The organism is Okeania sp. SIO1H4, from assembly GCF_010672695.1.
Taxonomy (GTDB): domain Bacteria; phylum Cyanobacteriota; class Cyanobacteriia; order Cyanobacteriales; family Microcoleaceae; genus Okeania; species Okeania hirsuta.
The window spans coordinates 125,781-143,467 of record NZ_JAAHGB010000009.1 but is presented as its reverse complement, the minus strand read 5'-3'; the positions used below and the strand labels follow the sequence as shown (position 1 = coordinate 143,467).

Here is a 17,687-nt window from a genome sequence, read left to right as displayed (position 1 = left end):
AGGGAACAGGGAACAGGGAACAGGGAACAGGGAACAGGGAATAAATTTTCATGCCAAAGATACGAAAAATGATTTTTCAGTGACTTTTACAACTCTAGCTTATCTTAAATAAAAAGCAAGTTTATTTTCTGGGGATATATATTATAACTAATGGTACTTAGAAATTTTTTGGTAGGAAACATGCGTCAAAGTCAGTCTAGACAAGGGAATTACGTCGATGCGTTAAAAATGGCTAGCACCCTTAGTAATTCATAATTTATACCTTTTTGACGTAAAAGCCTCTGCCTATCTATATTTGAGCCTATTTTATCGCTTTATTTTGTGTAAGTCCCACTAATACCGTTTCGGAATAGTAATGCTATGTTTGATTAGCATCTCCCTATCTCCCCATCTCCCTATAAAAACAAACTTTCAACAGCTTGAAGCAACTGGTCTTGACTCCAATCTCTATATAAATGAGCCGCGATCGCACATCCTCCACAACCCACACCTTCTTTAACATACCCCTGTTCATAAGCTCGTAATTGAGGATAACAAGACTCAGCAAAACTAACTTTTGTTGCCATCAAAGGCACAATACCAATTTCTCTAGCTAACCCCACAGTATCTCCTGTCGGGTCTTCAGCAACCCATCGAGTTGTTCCCACCACAATATTCTCAGGCAACCAAGATAAAGAATATTTTGCAGCTAATGCTTGCATCAAAGCATAAACAGCTAACATTTGTGTACCACCAGCTAACATCACCCCTACTTTGAGACTTGCTGTCATTGCCATTCCTGCTACTACTATTTGCATCGGGTCTCCCACTGCAGCGACCAATTTTAGGGGTTGTGAAAGGGGAGGTACAGAATTAAAACCAGAAACTTGTAAACCTTGGCGCACCACAGTCAACTTTTGAGCATGATTACATTGAGGATGACTGCTATTAACTTTGCCTGCAGCAGCAATACCTAAACCTAATAAAATTGCTAAAGCTGTAGTTGTACCTCCAACTACACATTCTCCTAATATTAAATAGCTATCTTTTGCTTCAGCAGCTAACTTATATCCCCAACTCTTTCCAGCTTCCAGTAAATGTTCAACAGTTGCCATATCTAAAGCATGACCAGAAGTTAAACAACGAGCTGGAGTACCTCCCAAATTAATTGTTGGTACAGTGGGTTGATGAGTTAAACCAGCATTAAATAAGTAGAGAGGAATATTGAGAGCATCAACAATTGCTTTTGTGATTAAAACTGGAGAAGCACCAGCATCAAGGGGTGGTAATGGATATTTGGGTTGTGGTTGAAAACCGTTATATAAAAATTCCACATCTGCCAAACAAGTATATTGGCGGTCTTTTGGAGTTGCCCCTGCTGCAGAAATTCCCGGTATTAGACCTGTATCTGTAAATCCTAATATACAGCAAAACACTGGTTGGTGTCTCCGATACCTTTGCAGCCAATTTTTTCCCTGTTGCACCTGAGTATATACACGAATCATTATTATTATTGAGTAATGGGTAATTTCAGTTATCAGTTATATAGCAGGCAACAGGCAACAGGCAACAGGCAACAGTGGGAAAAGTATTTCTCTGTCTTACGGTTCATCATCAACATAAGTCAAACACCAACTCGTTCCTTGCTATAGCAGTAGTCACTAAGGGAACAGGGATAAATATTTGAATATTTATGTATGGATAACAATTGATTTGATTTTGGGATGGTGGTGCATTGTAATAGTCGTACATTGTAATTATTGTTGTTACCAGAGACGGTAATGAGAGCATCTTGCTCCCTCGTTTTGAGGATGCCCACACTAGGCATTGTTCATCTGCATATATCATTATTATGTAGAACTACCTATTTTTCATTTTTGGAGATGTCTATTGGAGAGGAGAAAAGTTTACCTACCACCTAATACCTAATATCTACAAAAGAGTTTGCTCAGTTACGCTACCGCTAACACACCCTACCACTTACCACCTACTACCTACCACCTAAAATCTACTACTCATAATCAAGCAACACACTTACCCATTTAGGAGGTCTAGGAATAGGGTTGCCGATGCGGTCTAGTAATAATAAAGCTACCAAATGTACAACAAATAAATACACAAAATTATTCAGAAGTACCATAACTAAAGCAAGTGCTTGAATTAAAGGCAAACTAGGTTGAGCTAATAATCCCAATTTGATAAATATCCATTCTAGGAATTCTGTAACTTGTGTAGTTAAATATATCCAGAGGTCTTGCCCCAACAAAAGTGAAAGTAACCAAAATCGAAAAAAGAAACCAATAGAGCCTAGTATAGAACCTAAACCAACAGAAATTAACCAATTTCCTCCTCGTTTCCACACTGCCCCTAACATTACTCCCATGAAACCAAAAGGAATGACAAATAAAATACTACGAGTTGGCCCCATAAGCACAGATAAAAGTAATCCTGATACTACTGCACCCATCCAAGCGGCACGGTTTCCCCAGCGTAAATATAGTAAAGCAATTGGTATGGGGAAGAAAACTCTTAATAATGGTCCCAAGGGAAAATAATAATTGATAAACCAAATTAAACTAGCTGTACTGGCCAGAAAAGCTGTTTCTACCAGAACTATTGGTTTATCTTCTTTGCTGGTGGATGATGTTATTCGATCTGAAGTTGTTTTCACAGAATTGCTTTGGCCTTATATATTTTGGTTATTAAAATTTAATTTACTTTTAATCTACTTCTGGATTAAACGGCGTTGCTGATTTGATATATGAAATTCAATTAGTGGTAAATTTTCACCCAAAACAATAGACATCTCCAGAAAAGAGGGAACAGGGAACAGGGAACAGGGAACAGGGGGAAATAATTGATAATTTATGGATAATAGTTGATTTGATTTTTAATTTTTACCAGATGTCTAATAGTGGGAATTATATCTATAATTCTGACTCTAAAGTCACCGAAAAACTTTTTTCTGACTCCTGATTCCTGTCTCCTGTCTCCTGTCTCCTGTCTCCTGTCTCCTGTCTCCTGACTCCTGACTCCTGACTCCTGTGAAATAATACATTTATTCAGCAACCCCGATTAAACAAGTGTACGTTCCAATGCGTGTATATCAGGAATACATAATGTATCGCGATCGCGCTTGATTAATGACTTTTTTTCTAACTTACTTAAGACTCTAGTCACTGTCTCTCTGGCCAACCCACTTAAACTACTCAGCTCTCTATGAGGCAAATTAGGAATTTCTCTTCCTTGTTGAGAATCTATACCTTGTCCCTCTGCTAGAAATAGTAAAATATCTGCTACCCTGGCCTGAGCATCTGCTTCTCGTAGTCTAAGTCGTCGATTCACTTGTCGTAAACGTCTGGCCATTAATTGAGCTAATCGAATTCCTGCTGTGGGTTCAGTATTAATTAGATGAGCAAAATCCTGAGCTGGCATATTACCAATTAATGTGGGAGCTAAGGTAATTACGTCAGTAGAGCGAGGTACTTCATCTAAAGCAGCCATTTCTCCAAATAATTCGCCTTTACCCAAAATATTCAGCGTTACTTCTTTACCATCCAAATTATAGGTGCGAATTTTTACCCACCCATCCAGAATGAAGTATACAGATGTCCCCCAATCATTCTCCAGCAAGATTACCTGATTTGGTGGATGTTGACGACTGACCACATGAATTACTGCTTTTTCTAATGCTTCTTCTGATAAACCCTCAAAAAATGAGGTAGATCGCATTAATTCTTTAATATTTAATTGGGGGTCGCGATTATACCTTTCTTCCATAAAGTTATTTTTTCAATATTAATAGGGCAGTATATTTAGCCCACAGAGCAACTATAAATTAATAGTTAAAATTAATACATATTATATTAGTAACCAATTGGCCAATTTAAATATCCTGAAAGTCAACAACTTTGTGGAAGTTATGAAAGGGCTTTTACAGTATGGTAGTACATAGATATACGTACAAGATTTGTCAGAAATCCAAAATATAAATAATAAATCCAGAAACTTTTACTACTGCTTCTAGTTAAGCGCTCCTTGACGGATTAAACATCCACAGAATCATAATGCTGTTTCCTAATCCTAAGAGATTGTCTAAACAGCTAAATTTGAGGACTATTATAGTTAATAAATATTATGTATTTGACACTCTATGGGATAAATCCGTGCCGATCCTAAAGGTCGTTTAAACAGTTGGATTTATCCCCTGTTTAAACTTTTCATTAGTTTAGGGACTATCATTGACCCCTACCTTTAAATCATCCATGCCCATTACAGACACAGCTTTCTCAAGATTCAAAGGACATAAAACACCTAACCATTGACCAATATTTTGAGAAGCATTCCACTCAGCATTGCGTTGATAACCGTCATACCCTGTAAAAGATAGAAAGCAAAAGTCTTTAAATAATTAATTTAATCATATCCTGCTATTGCCACATCAAGCTATACGTTAGACTAAAGAGTCTGAAAAAACCTTAACACTTTTAATTGAATTAATCTCCAATTTGTATATCCAGTATGAAAGAGTAATTTTAAAGTCAGTTATGCTCTCATCAGTTTTATAATTCTTAATAAAGGTGAGCGACAGAGGTGAAACTCTTGAATTTCCAGAATAAGCAAATCAAATCAATCATCAGTGAAATAGATGAGGTGCTAAGTCAGTCTAGCACTGAAAATTCTCCTAAAGTCCTAGAAAAAACACTCAGAAAATCTCAAAAGATACTAAAGCAGGTGCTGAACTATCTGAGTCAGAATGTGGATACAATCTCAAGTCTACAGCTACTCTCTGTTGACCCACCTTCAAATTCGGAAAATATTATTGACCAGACGACAAAGCAATATCCACAACAGCTAGAAGAGTTTTTGAATCCTATTAATCACTATCTACAAGAAGATTTTCAAACTCTTAAAGAACAACGACGAGCTTTGCAACAAGAAATTAGGCAACTGGAGAAGCAAAGACAAGATAATTATTCCCTAGCTCAACAATATGCTAAACAGGAGCAAATTATCTCTGAGTTTTCTCAAGCTTTACTTGGCCCAGTGCAAGAAACATTGGTGGAACATTTGTCTCATTTAACCAACCAGCATCCATATCCAAGTCAAAGTGCTTTACCTGTTAAGCAAAATATCAATCCACAGACTTCTAAGAATATTGAACCTTCTGAGATGGTGACAAGTTCAGAGGATAAATTTAGAGAAGATTCTAACTTTGATCGGTCATTTATTGATGACTTCAATACAGAAGATCATCAGGAAATACAGCAAGAGTCAGAAAATTTTATAGCATCCAATGTTAATCCTCAAAATATTCAACATAAAAAGCTATCTTCTCAAATAAATGAATTATATGAGCCTACCGATACAACAGTATTACCTTATCCGGGATATGAGTTTGTTGCAAAAGTAAATACAGAATCAAATACAACTGAAACAGATGATTCAAACCCTCAAGAATCATCAATTCAGAATCAACTTAATCTTGATCAACAGCAAGATTTAGAAGTTATTAAAAGTCAAGACCAGGAAAATAAAACTTTTGCTCAACTAGAAGCTCCTAGTTTTGAAGAGAATTACACACAGTGGCAAAAATATCAAAATTCAACTGCTAAAATAGAAGATGCAGAAATAGCAAATTTGATCGAATCACCACTAAATTCAGGGTCAAATTTAGACAACTCAGAAGATGTAGAAAGCACTCAAATTATCGAATCTCTCAGTCATCTTTTCGGTGAACTAGAGATAAATGAAGGACAAACTAACCAATTAATTGTGTCTCTGGAATCTAAACAAGAACAAGAACAAACACAAGAACAAACAAATTACAGCAATAAATCAGAAGAAGAAGAGTATCTTCAGGCATCGGCTAAAGAAAGTCTCTTACCAATACAAGAATCGGATGAAGAACAAAATCAAAATATAGAATTATTATTAGATACTAATACCCTCAATAATTTGCGTTCTGATTTAGAAAATTTAGAAGAATTTGACTTAGAGGAATTAGCAGATGATTCGCAACAAACTGAGTTTCAATTAGGAGAATATTCACCTGTATCTTTAGCAGAAAGTAATCTTGAATCGACTAATGATTCTGTTACTTCGACTTCAGAAGCAAAAGTTACTAACTTAGAAGTTACTAACTTAGAGGGTTTATTTATAGATATTGGTGATGTTTCAGAAAAATTAAATCTAACGAACCAAGAAAATACCCAAAGTTCAGCAGAAAATACAGAAAATGAACAAACTTTAGAAGATATTTTAGATGGCTTAACATCTTCAATAGAAGTAGAACAAATAGAAACAGATGAGCGAGAATTTTTACCGCTAGAAACTCTACTTCAAGACCCTCCAGAGACAGAAAAAAAAAAATTAATTTATCAAAACAGACAGATATAACACCAGATAAAACAGCTTTACTATGGTATTTAGGAATTGACTTTGGTACTACAGGTATTTCTGCAGCATTATTTAATCGTAGCAGTAGTGAAATTTATCCTATATATTGGGAGAGATTACCAACTCAACAAAAGTTAAATATTACTCAAACAAATCAAGAATTTACTCTCTCAACAAAAATAGGCCAAAAAACTTTCAATTCTACCAAAAAAATATATCACCTACCATCAACTTTATACATACATCAAAAATCATCTCAAGAGAAAAATATAGAAGAAAAACCCTTATTACTACAAAACTTTAAACCAGGTTTAAAAGTTACTATTCCTTACCTTTCAATTAAATTTGAAAAACAAAAATCCCAGGATAAACCAGACAAATCTGTTCTTCTAGGTTCTAACTTGATTGCTACAACTGCCCATGAACCAATTTTACAGTTGTCTGAACATGAACAAATTCCCCTCAAGTTAGTTAATCAAGGATTAGTAACTTTATTGACAACCCTTCAGCCCCAAGCTTTTGGCCAAGACTCTATTTCTTTAACTGATAGAGAAACTCAAACAATAGTTACTTTACCTAATGATTATAATTGTGGCGCAGTAGGATTAGACCAAGAAACATTTTTTTCAGCTTTGGCACAATTAAAATGTGTGTTGATCGGTAGTCCGACTAATTGGCCAGAAGCCTATCGCTTCAATCTGAGAGAAGCAGTTTTAGAAGCAGGTCTTGTCAAAAATGTCAATCAAGTAATTGTGATTGAGGACGCGATCGCTACTGCCCTATCAGAATTAACTTCAGTAAGAGAAGATTCAAAAACATCTACGATCTCAGAATTTAGAAGGGGCAAAATTTTAATTGTGAATGTGGGAGCAACTACAACAGAAATGGCCTTAGTTAATTTTCCTGATGATGGCCAAAATTTAACTTATTCTCACTTCCATTGCCATAGTTTTGCTTATGGAGGTCAGGCCCTAGATCAAGATATTGTTTGTCAACTATTACTAAAAAACGAAAATATTTCGCCCCAGACCGAGAAAGAAAAGAATCAAGAACAATCTACTCAATTATGGCCACGGCCAGGCTATCCAGATTTGTCAATTAGGTCTCAACTACAGCAATGGTTACAAAGTTCATCCTATAGACAAGAATTATTAGCAGCAGCTCGTAATTTAAAAGTCATTCTGCCATCTGAAAAAGAATTTACTTTGAATATAGGCGATCGCCAATGGAGTTTACAACAACAAGATTTAGAAAAAAAAGTATTAGAGCCTTTTATACAACAATTAAATCAGGAGTTAAATAATTTTTTGAGTAGGGTGGGAATATCTCCAGTGGGAATTAACCGCGCTTTATGTACTGGAGGTAGTGGGAGTTGGAGTGGGATATCTCGTTGGTTACGTCAAAAATTGCCTAATGCAATTATTGTTCAAGATGCAAAAGTTAATTCTGAAAATGTAGAGTTAGGGCAGGAAAATCTGCAGGGATCGGATAATTGTTTATCTGAGATTGAAGATATTAAATTAACTATAGGTAGGGTTGCTTATGGTTTAGCTATTTTACCTCTTTATCCACAAATTATAGATATACCTCAACAACAGTACAACGACTATTTTTTACTTTGGGAAATACTACGAGTTTTTCCAGATCATCCTTTATCTCTAAAAGAAGTTTATCAATTATTAGAGGAGCAAGGAATAAATACTCGTGTTTGTCAGGAGAACATTAAGACTATTTTAGAAAGTAAACTACCTCCAGGTTTAGTGCCTTCGGAGGAAGATGTCATGCTATTGAGTGAAGTTTCTCGACAAAATTCTGAATATCAAAGTTTGAGAGCAAAGCCACTTTTTTGCCAAGAACCTGATGGTAATGGGTATCGTTTGAGTAATGAACAAGCAGAATATGTAAGAGAATACTTAAATATGCTAGTGGCTAATACTAGGCAAAAATTTGAGGAACCCCTATAAAGTTAACAGAAAATGTGGCGTTGCTTAAATGTAATAATAATTAGACATCTACTCCACCCATAGGGAGTAGGCAGCTTTGCTGTAGGCAGTAGGGGTAAAGAATTGATAATTTCTTTGGGATATAGATATTGATTTTTGATTCTTGGAGATGTCTATTAGCTGAAGGTAAAATTGAAAAACTGATGTTTTGCGCCCAAAGTTAATCTCAAAATCATTACCACTCAGCAACGCCGAAAATGTAATTTAGCGATCGCTTGCTCTACAAGTTTTCCTGGTCAAAAATAGTTTGCATTATAAGCTTAATACAAAAATATTACAATATTTTGTTTATAGAACCTATTTGATATCTATTTAAAAACAGATGGGGAGTATTTTTTAACCTGCTTCCCTTATGCCTTCCCTTCATCTCCTGACTCGGTCTTCCTGACTCTTGTAAAAAAACGCGGGTCGCGGACTAAGATACCAAATGGGTTCTATAGGACAGATAACGGAATATGGAGCAGCAAATATTTATCTAAAGTCCCATTAACATATTGTTAAAAAAAAACACCTAAGGGTTTCTCGTTACAAATAATTGTATTAGAATATACAATTTTTGTGATTTTAATTACATAATACTTAATTCGATCTACAAACACCAGAAAACATAAAAAAGCAAAATATTTAATTATACATAATATTTTTTCTCTTTCCGGAAGATTTGATGATGGATTACCAAAACAACACATAAACTTTAAAAAACGGCTGATATTTGTGAAGATTCAGTAAAGTTAGGTATTTTACCCTACCACCTTAAATCTAGCTCTTCTAAGATGTAAGTATAAAAATTTTCCATAAATATAAAACAGAATGTCACAGTGCAAATTTTATGAATACATCTAACTTATCAGTCTCTTCAAATATGAATTCTCTAGCAGTTCTAGAACACAAATACTCAACTAACTTATACAAACAAGTAGCTCATCCGTCTGTCAATAGTCCAAGCAAGCGTCTGATTGATATTTTAGGCGCCTTAGTCGGATTAGCGATCACAGGAGTATTTGCAATTCCTGTATTTATATTCATGCAATTTGATAGTCCCGGTCCGCTATTTTTCAGTCAGGTTCGCTGTGGTTTTAGGGGAAAAACTTTTTGGATCAGGAAGTTTCGTTCAATGGTTGTTGATGCAGAAAAACTGAAGCACCTTGTCAAAAACGAAGCAAAAGGTAACATTTTTAAAAATGAGAAAGATCCTAGAATAACTCGTATAGGTCGCTTTCTGCGTCGGACTAGCTTAGACGAACTACCTCAATTCTGGAATGTTCTCAAAGGAGATATGAGTTTAGTGGGAACTCGCCCTCCTACTTTTGATGAAGTCAAAAATTATGAAGCTCATCACTGGCACAGACTGGATATCAAACCTGGTATGACTGGAGAATGGCAGGTTAATGGTCGCTCTAGTGTGAAAGACTTTGAAGAAATAGTACGCATGGATATTGACTATCAGCAAAAATGGTCTATTGCATACGATCTCAAGTTAATATGGAAAACAATTTGGGTAGTATTTAATAAGTCAGGTGCTTGTTAGTTCTACTTTTTTGCTCGGAGTTCAATGTCGCATTTCTCAGAAATAGATTTGAGATGCTGTTTAATGCGACTAGAATAGAAGTTATTTTTAAAATAAGAAAAGAAATCTGATTATTCCGTAGCAAATTAGATTTAATTAGTTATATTATATGGAATTGTTGACCCACTATCTTTGCTAGCGCAGATATTCTCCTAATTGTTCGAATAAGCGTGAGGTATCTTTAATCAAGATGGGAGCAATATGCTCCCACTACTTATTAATAATGAAATTTTGGCAGACCACTACTATATTTTCTGTATTTAATTATCGCCGAAGTATTGTAAAATGATTCTCTTATTTTTGACTATGAAATGGGCAACCACCAGCCGTTAAATCTTTGATAAATTTACTATTATCAAAATAATGTTCTACAGACAAAATTTTTAAATCTTCAGTTACTCTAGCAATACTCATACCAATAATTTCGATTGTTTCGCCAGTAGGTTGATAGTCTTTAAAATTACCTTGAAAAGTCCCCCAATGTCGCCATTTAAAAGTAACATTTGGCGGTCCGGAAAGTACTTCTATTACTTCCCAGAGAAACCCTTTTGGAAAAGCTTTATTAAAGGTTTCAAAGGATGATTCAAAAGTTTCTTTGTCAGGGTCATAATGTTTATTTTTACTAATAAAAAGATTATATGTCCCGTGTTTTCCTGCTTCCTGAGCAGTATATTCTTTTCCTCCATTACTACTCATGCGAAATTGATCGGCAACAACAGATAACCACTGTTCAGGATTAATTTTATTAGATGCTTCCATCTCAAAAGTCCTGACTAGGTTATGAGCGATCGCTTCTAAAGACCCTTCTGGATGATCATATTTACTCTCTTGTTGAAAAACTCGATCATTGTGAGAATAATCTGGTCGTTTTCCGCCTCGCCATTCCACATCTATATCATTAGAAATTACTTTTTCTCTATCTTGCACCCATAGGGGTAAATTTGTAGAATTAGTATTACTCATATAATTTTTATTGCTAGGGTGAAGTACAATTTTTTTGACTTTAGAGAACATACAACAGGATAAAAAAAGTATTATATTTTACTTTATCGGCATTAAAAATGCTATATTTGTTCTCAATTATCTGAGTGGATTCACACTTTCATTAATTTACTAGATTATTTATTGCTGCCATAGATTATTACATAATGATTTAATTTTTTGATTATAAGTCAACGGAAATTAAAAAAATTAATCAACCTTATTCATTTTTTTATCTTCGTTTTTTCAACAAATAAAAATCATCTTGACTCAAACTATATTGAATATCATGTCCGTTTAATTAATGATAATGTAGATGTAAATTCAAGAGGGAACACTGGAAACGAAGCATAAATTTGGGATATTCCTTCCAGATGGCTTCAGTCGAAGATTTTTATGATACTTAATCATCTGGAGATGGTATAATACCAAATCAATAAATATTTGCTACAAATAGCTAGGATATTTCTGAGGAGTTAACCCACCCCTAGCCCCTCCCAGGAGGGGAAGTCAGGAGTCAGAATGAATAGCTTTAATACCATTTTTTAGGTCGGAAATCATTCTTTTTGTCAAAATACATATCCTGCATTTGTCTTTTTATCGCACTTATTATTCGTAACATTCTTTTTTCGAATTGGTATAACAACTTGTTGCTAAGACTCTGAATAAACAAAATTTCGTTCAAATTTTAATCCCATTTTCTCCATAACTTGAATAGATGCTTTATTTTCTAACAATGCACTTGCTGCTACTGAAAATTAATCAACCTTATTCCTTTTTTACTCTTGGTTTTTCCAGCAAGTAAAAATTATCTTGACTCAAACTATATTTAATACCTTTTTGCTGAGATTCTGAATAAACAAAATTTCGCTCAAATTTTAATCCCACTTTTTCCATGACTCGAATAGATGCTTTATTTTCTAACAATGCACTTGCTGCTACTTGCTGTATTTCCCACTCTAAAAAACCTTTGCGAATTAAAGCTTTTGATCCTTCAGTTGCATATCCTTTTCCCCAAACTTTTCTTTGTAACCGATAACCAAGTTCAATATCATTTTCTTGATACAATGCTGCCCCCATATAACTATCTAAACCTGGTCGAAAATGAAACCAACCAACAAATTTATTACTTAACTTTTCAATAGCTGCCCAAAAACCATAACTCTGATATTGTTGGTAATACCTGAAAACTTTAGGCAAAAATTTATTTTTAATCTCATCGTAAGTCGTAGGTTTTCCGGAGCGATCGCCTAATTTTGTATATCGAGTTACTTCTGGGTCACTATCTAACTCAAATAATAATTCTGTATCAGCTTCAGTAAACTGTCGTAAAACTAATCTTTCTGTCTCTAGAAAAATCTTCATTATTTGAGTTCAAGTTTCATTAATTAATTATAAGAAAAACGTTTTTATCTCTAAAAATAAAATCTCTTAAATTCCCATTTTTTATATTAACTAAAACTTTTACTGATAGGTCTTAAATTATGAATTATATCCTGTTCGGTAGAACAGTTATAATTATGCTTGTAGTTGGCTTGTAGTTGGGCTTTAGCCCAACTATCAAGTCTCATTAATTAGACAAGGGTAAAAATGATATTCCCAAGATAATTGAGAATCTATCAAATTTCCCCCTACTCCCTGCTCCCTCATCAGTGTTATTTGTGGGTATTTAAAGAGACATGATATAAGACAAGTATTTGAAGGACTAAAGTCCAACTACAAACAAAAATTTTAGCCGTTGGAGAATCAAGATATGAAAGCTAAATTTATCAAGTATAAAATGCTTTTTAATTAATATTTAGGCGATCGCCATTTAAAAAAATCATAGCCAAAATCACCAACGCCAAATTTTATTATAACTATATCAACCCTACATAAATATTAGAACAAAATAACTCTATCAATTCCGAAAAAATCGTCAATTGTTTCAATATTTTGAGTTAGGTTTAAGTTAGCACCACCCTCAATTACAGCAACAGTATCTACCTCAATAACATTATTCTCTAAAGATTGGTACTCAATAACTAAATCATTACCCACTGGAAAAAGCTGAATATTATCTATTGACTGCTTAAATAGCTCAATAGAATCTCCCTCAAATTGGTTAAAATCTACTATTGTTGCCTCACCTTCACCTAAGTAGAAAGGTACAGCTACTGGTATTATGACAGGAGTAATAACAGTTGTAGTTCCCAGGATAAACTCATTTACTCCAGGAGTGCCAATGAGGCGATCGAACTCACCAATACCATCACTAAGGTAATCTCTTTCAAAAAAGTAATCTACTGCAACTCCAGTTACTTCCACAAAATTATTTTCTTCTCCCACTGGTCTAACAATATCACTACCATTTGTACCACCAAAAAAAGCAGCACGATTTTCATTAATACCAAAGTTGAGATAATGTTCTAAACCAGAACTAATGAACCCATTATTGACAGCTTCAGCAACCCCAGGATTATTTGCTAAATATTCGCCTTCTACAAAAGATATTTCTAGAGGTAAAGGTTCGTCATTCGGGGGGTTTTGAGAACCAAAGCGGAAGTTACTGTCATCCAAAAGTAACTCACCAGTAAAAGGATCGACAACATTCTCCACCACTGCTAACCCTATTCCTGTAGTGCTACGGGCAATAATGGTAGCGTCAGTTTCTCCTGGTGCAAAATTAATGGAGTAGTTTCTAATCAATGAATTATTTTCTTTGCCCAACTGGATAATGTCAACGCTGGGGTCAAAATTGCTAATCCGAACATTACTATCTATACCATTGTAAAAATCTTGACCAGACTCACCTAAGACAAATATATCAGTAGCGTTGCCTCCAACTAAAGTATCAAAACCACCACCTCCATCACCTGCAACACCCGTTTGATAAATACGATCGCCTGCAGTATTTAAAGCGACAGGTACTCCGATCAAGTCTATTTCTGTTCCTGGTACACCCACGGGAAATTCTGGGAGAAAGTCATTGCCAGTGGTACCAGTAAAAGCAGCAGATCGTTGTTCAAATAACCCAAACAGGAGATAGTGTTCAAAACCAGAACTCATCACACCGCTATTTATTGCTGCTGCCACATCAGAGTTTTCCAGCAAGTATTCACTTTCAAAAAATGCCATACTTTTTTTCAGTTAAATAAGTTTTTTTTGCTTGAATTAGACCTTACCACTAGGAAAAATGTTCCCTCATTTTAAATAAAACCGTTTTCACTCAAAAATTCTGGTGTAATATCTTTGAAACTATTAACATGAGAATTTCCTGCCAAAACTGAATGGTTATTAGAACCATGACGTAGAAACTTAGCCACATATTTACCAAGAATATCTACCTCAATATTCACTAAACTACTTGCTTTTAAATGACACAAGTTTGTTTCATTGAAACTGTGAGGAATAACCGCTACCTCAAACCAATTGCCATCCACATCACAATCAGCAACAGTTAAACTAATACCATTTACTGCAATACTTCCTTTAGACACAATATAGGGAGCTATCTGACGTTGCCACCTTTCATCTACTGTTTGTGAAGCTGTAAATCTCATTTCCCAAGCATTAATCGTTTCCACAGAAGTTTGCAAGCGTCCAACCCCGTCAATATGACCAGTAACAAAATGGCCTCCTAACTTACTACCTGCTCGCAATGAAGTCTCAAGATTCACATACCTATCCGATATTTGGCCTAATGTACTACGTTGTAAGGTTTCAGGTGATACGATCGCCACAAATCCTTGAGCTAAAATGTCTATTACTGTTAAACAAACACCATCTACAGCTACACTATCACCAATGGCCAAATCTTCCAAAATAATTTTACTGCCACTAGATGATCCCAGAGAAACTAAAATTTGGCTTTCTTCTAAAAGCTTAATTTTTCCTAAAGCTTGAATCAATCCTGTAAACACTGTTTTTCCTCTGATTAATTAATTAAAGATTAGTTAAATTTTATGAACGCAAACTCTATTAATATTCCGTTAACAGCAACGCTATAGCAGCGCGCTAGGCGTATATTTACAAATTTCAGGAACTCCCCAATAGCTAAAATCTTATATTATCAGCAATTTATTTCCCCTATTGCCTGTTGCCTGGGCGAAGCGCTATAGTCTTGAAATTACAGGGTTGTTATATCATGGTTAGCCATTAGTCAAGGTAGACACCATACTCCCAAAAATCGAAGATAATAAATAAATGTAAAAATGTAAAAATGACTCATATAGGTAAATAGGTAAATATCAAGTCATACTAAAAATTACTTGATCCTTATCTATACTGACTTACATTCTATATAGCTTGACAAAAATTATTATAAAATGAGGCCGAGCCAATGATTGAAATGAAAGTTGCTGGAATAGCATTGGATGCATCAACACGCAATCCAATTGTATTGTTAAGAGATGGTACCGAGCGACGTGCTTTGCCCATCTATATAGGTCAAGACCAGGCCAAGGCAATTATCAGCGCTCTGGAAAACCATCAACCACCACGTCCATTGACTCACGACCTCACGGTTAGTATTTTAGAATCACTAAGTGGGGTGTTGGAAAAGGTGGTAATTCATTCATTGCAAGATAACACCTTCTATGCAGTGCTAATCATGAAGCAAGGAGAAACTAGAAAAGAAATTGATGCTAGGCCCAGTGATGCGATCGCTATTGCCCTACGTACCAATAGTCCCATCTGGGTAATGGAAGAAGTCGTAGCAGATGCCTCTATTCCAGTAGACCAAGATGCAGATGAAGCAGAAAGGCAAGCCTTTAGGGACTTTATATCAAAACTTCGCCCTGAAGATTTAATCAAACGTGGTGGTTCTAGCACTGGTGAATTATCCTAGTACTATTTTAATAGAATTAAAAATGCAAAAGTCAAAGAAGATTTATTTAGCTGAAAACTTTTTCAAGTTTATTTGAACCTTGGCCAAACGGTCAATAGTAGTTAGGACTCAGGTATTGCCTATGCCAGATTCTATCATAAATGTTGAAAGAGGACTCCCTTGATCATCGCATTTATTGAACGGTGAGATGAATTTCAAGCAGAAAAATAATTGAGCAATACGCGCGCATTTTTAGTGTTATAATTTTATCAATAGCCGTGGGGCACACGGTTAAATAAAAGCGCACCGCCTGCCCTGAGGTTTCCTGAGTTTAAAGACAGAGCAAGAAGACTTGTGTGGATGGTCTGACAAGGGTGCAACTCAGTTTATTTGATTTGTTATCTAGTTAAGAATCTATTTACTGGCAAGAATCTCCTGTTATAATCGCGAGATTTAACCCTGAGAGTATAAAAAGATAGGTAGAAAGAAGCGATCGCTCAATAGCAAAACTAAAAACTAAAAACTAGAATATATAGGTGCACTACCGCAGGTTTGGCAAAACGAACTTAAACCTCTCAGTTTTTTCTTTGGGAACTATGCGATACTTGGTATCTCAGGAAAATGCTGTAGAAACAATCAAGCAAGCTGTAAATATGGGAATTAACCACATAGAAACAGCTAGAGGTTATGGTAAAAGTGAAAAATATCTGGGTGCGGCGTTGGTCTGTGAGCTGCAGCGTACCCAACTTTATATCACAACAAAAATTACACCTACAAGAGATGTCAGTTTGATAGAGCGATATATAAATGAATCTCTAGAAAACCTAAATACAGATTATTTAGACTTTTTGGCTATTCATGGCATTAATACTTGGGAACATTTAGAAATTACCCATCATGGAATTAAAGCAATACATAAAATGATCGATGATGGGCGAGTTAGACACATTGGTTTTTCTACCCATGGCCCTTTAGATGTAATTTTAGCGACTATTAATACTGACTTTTTTCAATTTATTAACTTACATTATTACTACTTTTTCCAACATAATGCCCCTGCAATAGAGTTAGCCAAACAAAAAGATATGGGCATTTTTATTATTTCTCCCGCAGATAAAGGTGGGCAATTATATACACCATCTCCTACTCTTCAGGAACTGTGTCAACCTTTTTCTCCATTGGAATTAAATTATCGATTTTTGTTAAGTGACCCGAGAATAACAACCTTAAGTGTGGGTGCTGCTAGGCCACAAGAATTAGAATGGCCTCTGAGTATCAGCAGTTGCACGCAACCCCTCACTCCTCAAGAAGCAGAGATATTTCAGCGTTTGGAAAATCAGGCTTTAACAAGGTTAGGCACAGAAAAATGTAGCCAATGTTATGCTTGTTTGCCATGTCCAGAAAGTATTCATATTCCAGAAGTTTTGAGATTAAGAAATTTGACTGTAGCCTATGATATGACAGAGTTCGGTAAGTATCGATATGGGATGTTTGAAAATGCAGGTCATTGGTTTCCAGGTAACAAAGGAAGTCGATGTACTGAATGTGGTGAGTGTTTACCCAGGTGTCCAGAAAACTTAGATATACCGACTTTGTTGAAAGATACACATGAAAAACTTAAGGGTTCCTCTGGTCGTCGGTTATGGGAATAATCTAGTTATGGCAGAAGTAAGAAGGAAAGAAGGAAGAAGAAAGAAGGGGGAAGAAGGAAAAATCTTGCCTTGTCTGAGTTTTATAGCGGTTTTCATGTTTCATAGAATACAACTATTTCTGTAACTTATTAAACTTTAAGTATATCTATAATTTTTACTGTAGTCAACATGAGTGAAAATCGCTATAAGCATAAGCTTTTGATATGTCCGCGCCCTTTGGTTCGACGGCTATAAAAATCCCTAAGCTAAGTAAACAAAATTATTTGTATATTTACTGTTGAGTTATATTTCTTTACCTA

Annotated in this window: 13 protein-coding genes; 5 read left to right on the top strand and 8 right to left on the bottom strand. The window is 35.2% G+C overall.

From position 1 onward, the window contains the following. Nucleotides 1-395: 395 nt before the first annotated feature. From cobT to F6K06_RS10330, 4 genes are all read right to left on the bottom strand, one after another. Nucleotides 396-1,484: a nicotinate mononucleotide-dependent phosphoribosyltransferase CobT gene (gene cobT, locus F6K06_RS10345; protein ID WP_287242985.1), complete on the bottom strand. Its 1,089-nt coding sequence runs from the start codon at nucleotides 1,482-1,484 to the stop codon at nucleotides 396-398. A 506-nt stretch (nucleotides 1,485-1,990) separates the two neighbouring features. Beyond that, entirely contained in the window at nucleotides 1,991-2,650 is a 660-nt protein-coding gene (locus tag F6K06_RS10340; protein ID WP_124147464.1) for a DUF2232 domain-containing protein, read from the bottom strand. Between the two features lie 194 nt (nucleotides 2,651-2,844). Continuing rightward, nucleotides 2,845-3,048 carry a hypothetical protein gene (locus tag F6K06_RS10335; protein ID WP_287242986.1) on the bottom strand — a complete coding sequence of 68 codons (204 nt, stop codon included), beginning with the start codon at nucleotides 3,046-3,048 and terminating at the stop codon, nucleotides 2,845-2,847. A gap of 6 nt (nucleotides 3,049-3,054) precedes the next feature. After that, on the bottom strand, nucleotides 3,055-3,759 hold the full coding sequence (locus tag F6K06_RS10330; protein ID WP_124147463.1) for a Crp/Fnr family transcriptional regulator: 705 nt from the start codon (nucleotides 3,757-3,759) through the stop codon (nucleotides 3,055-3,057). Between the two features lie 822 nt (nucleotides 3,760-4,581). Here F6K06_RS10330 and F6K06_RS10325 point away from each other — a divergent pair. The 3 genes from F6K06_RS10325 (at nucleotide 4,582) to F6K06_RS10315 (ending at nucleotide 9,909) form a co-directional block, all read left to right on the top strand. Further along, the gene (locus F6K06_RS10325) at nucleotides 4,582-6,378 is read left to right on the top strand and encodes a hypothetical protein (RefSeq protein ID WP_287242987.1); all 1,797 of its coding nucleotides are present in this window, start codon (nucleotides 4,582-4,584) and stop codon (nucleotides 6,376-6,378) included. A 401-nt stretch (nucleotides 6,379-6,779) separates the two neighbouring features. After that, nucleotides 6,780-8,342: a hypothetical protein gene (locus tag F6K06_RS10320; RefSeq protein ID WP_124147461.1), complete on the top strand. Its 1,563-nt coding sequence runs from the start codon at nucleotides 6,780-6,782 to the stop codon at nucleotides 8,340-8,342. A gap of 868 nt (nucleotides 8,343-9,210) precedes the next feature. Beyond that, nucleotides 9,211-9,909, top strand: coding sequence for a sugar transferase (locus tag F6K06_RS10315; RefSeq protein ID WP_124147460.1), 699 nt, complete (start codon nucleotides 9,211-9,213; stop codon nucleotides 9,907-9,909). Nucleotides 9,910-10,242: 333 nt separating this feature from the next. Here the strand turns inward: F6K06_RS10315 and F6K06_RS10310 are convergent, their stop codons facing one another. The 4 genes from F6K06_RS10310 to ribE all read right to left on the bottom strand — a co-directional run bounded on the left by F6K06_RS10310 (nucleotide 10,243) and on the right by ribE (nucleotide 14,831). Continuing rightward, on the bottom strand, nucleotides 10,243-10,911 hold the full coding sequence (locus tag F6K06_RS10310; RefSeq protein ID WP_124147459.1) for an ester cyclase: 669 nt from the start codon (nucleotides 10,909-10,911) through the stop codon (nucleotides 10,243-10,245). Between the two features lie 786 nt (nucleotides 10,912-11,697). Beyond that, entirely contained in the window at nucleotides 11,698-12,294 is a 597-nt protein-coding gene (locus F6K06_RS10305; protein WP_124147458.1) for a GNAT family N-acetyltransferase, read from the bottom strand. Between the two features lie 516 nt (nucleotides 12,295-12,810). Further along, nucleotides 12,811-14,046, bottom strand: coding sequence for a hypothetical protein (locus F6K06_RS10300; RefSeq protein WP_287242990.1), 1,236 nt, complete (start codon nucleotides 14,044-14,046; stop codon nucleotides 12,811-12,813). A 71-nt stretch (nucleotides 14,047-14,117) separates the two neighbouring features. Next, nucleotides 14,118-14,831: a riboflavin synthase gene (gene ribE, locus F6K06_RS10295; RefSeq protein ID WP_124147456.1), complete on the bottom strand. Its 714-nt coding sequence runs from the start codon at nucleotides 14,829-14,831 to the stop codon at nucleotides 14,118-14,120. Between the two features lie 419 nt (nucleotides 14,832-15,250). Between ribE and F6K06_RS10290 the strand changes: the two genes are divergently transcribed. Both F6K06_RS10290 and F6K06_RS10285 read left to right on the top strand, forming a co-directional pair. Then, nucleotides 15,251-15,757, top strand: coding sequence for a bifunctional nuclease family protein (locus F6K06_RS10290; protein ID WP_287242992.1), 507 nt, complete (start codon nucleotides 15,251-15,253; stop codon nucleotides 15,755-15,757). A 515-nt stretch (nucleotides 15,758-16,272) separates the two neighbouring features. Then, nucleotides 16,273-17,388, top strand: coding sequence for an aldo/keto reductase (locus F6K06_RS10285; RefSeq protein ID WP_124147454.1), 1,116 nt, complete (start codon nucleotides 16,273-16,275; stop codon nucleotides 17,386-17,388). Nucleotides 17,389-17,687 lie beyond the last annotated feature (299 nt).

Excerpts from the sequence above, each read along its gene's own strand:
- cobT (WP_287242985.1), bottom strand. The coding sequence starts at position 1,484 with ATGATTCGTGTATATACTCAGGTGCAACAGGGAAAAAATTGGCTGCAA.
- F6K06_RS10330 (WP_124147463.1), bottom strand. The coding sequence starts at position 3,759 with ATGGAAGAAAGGTATAATCGCGACCCCCAATTAAATATTAAAGAATTA.
- F6K06_RS10315 (WP_124147460.1), top strand. The coding sequence starts at position 9,211 with ATGAATACATCTAACTTATCAGTCTCTTCAAATATGAATTCTCTAGCA.
- F6K06_RS10310 (WP_124147459.1), bottom strand. The coding sequence starts at position 10,911 with ATGAGTAATACTAATTCTACAAATTTACCCCTATGGGTGCAAGATAGA.
- F6K06_RS10305 (WP_124147458.1), bottom strand. The coding sequence starts at position 12,294 with ATGAAGATTTTTCTAGAGACAGAAAGATTAGTTTTACGACAGTTTACT.
- F6K06_RS10300 (WP_287242990.1), bottom strand. The coding sequence starts at position 14,046 with ATGGCATTTTTTGAAAGTGAATACTTGCTGGAAAACTCTGATGTGGCA.
- F6K06_RS10290 (WP_287242992.1), top strand. The coding sequence starts at position 15,251 with ATGATTGAAATGAAAGTTGCTGGAATAGCATTGGATGCATCAACACGC.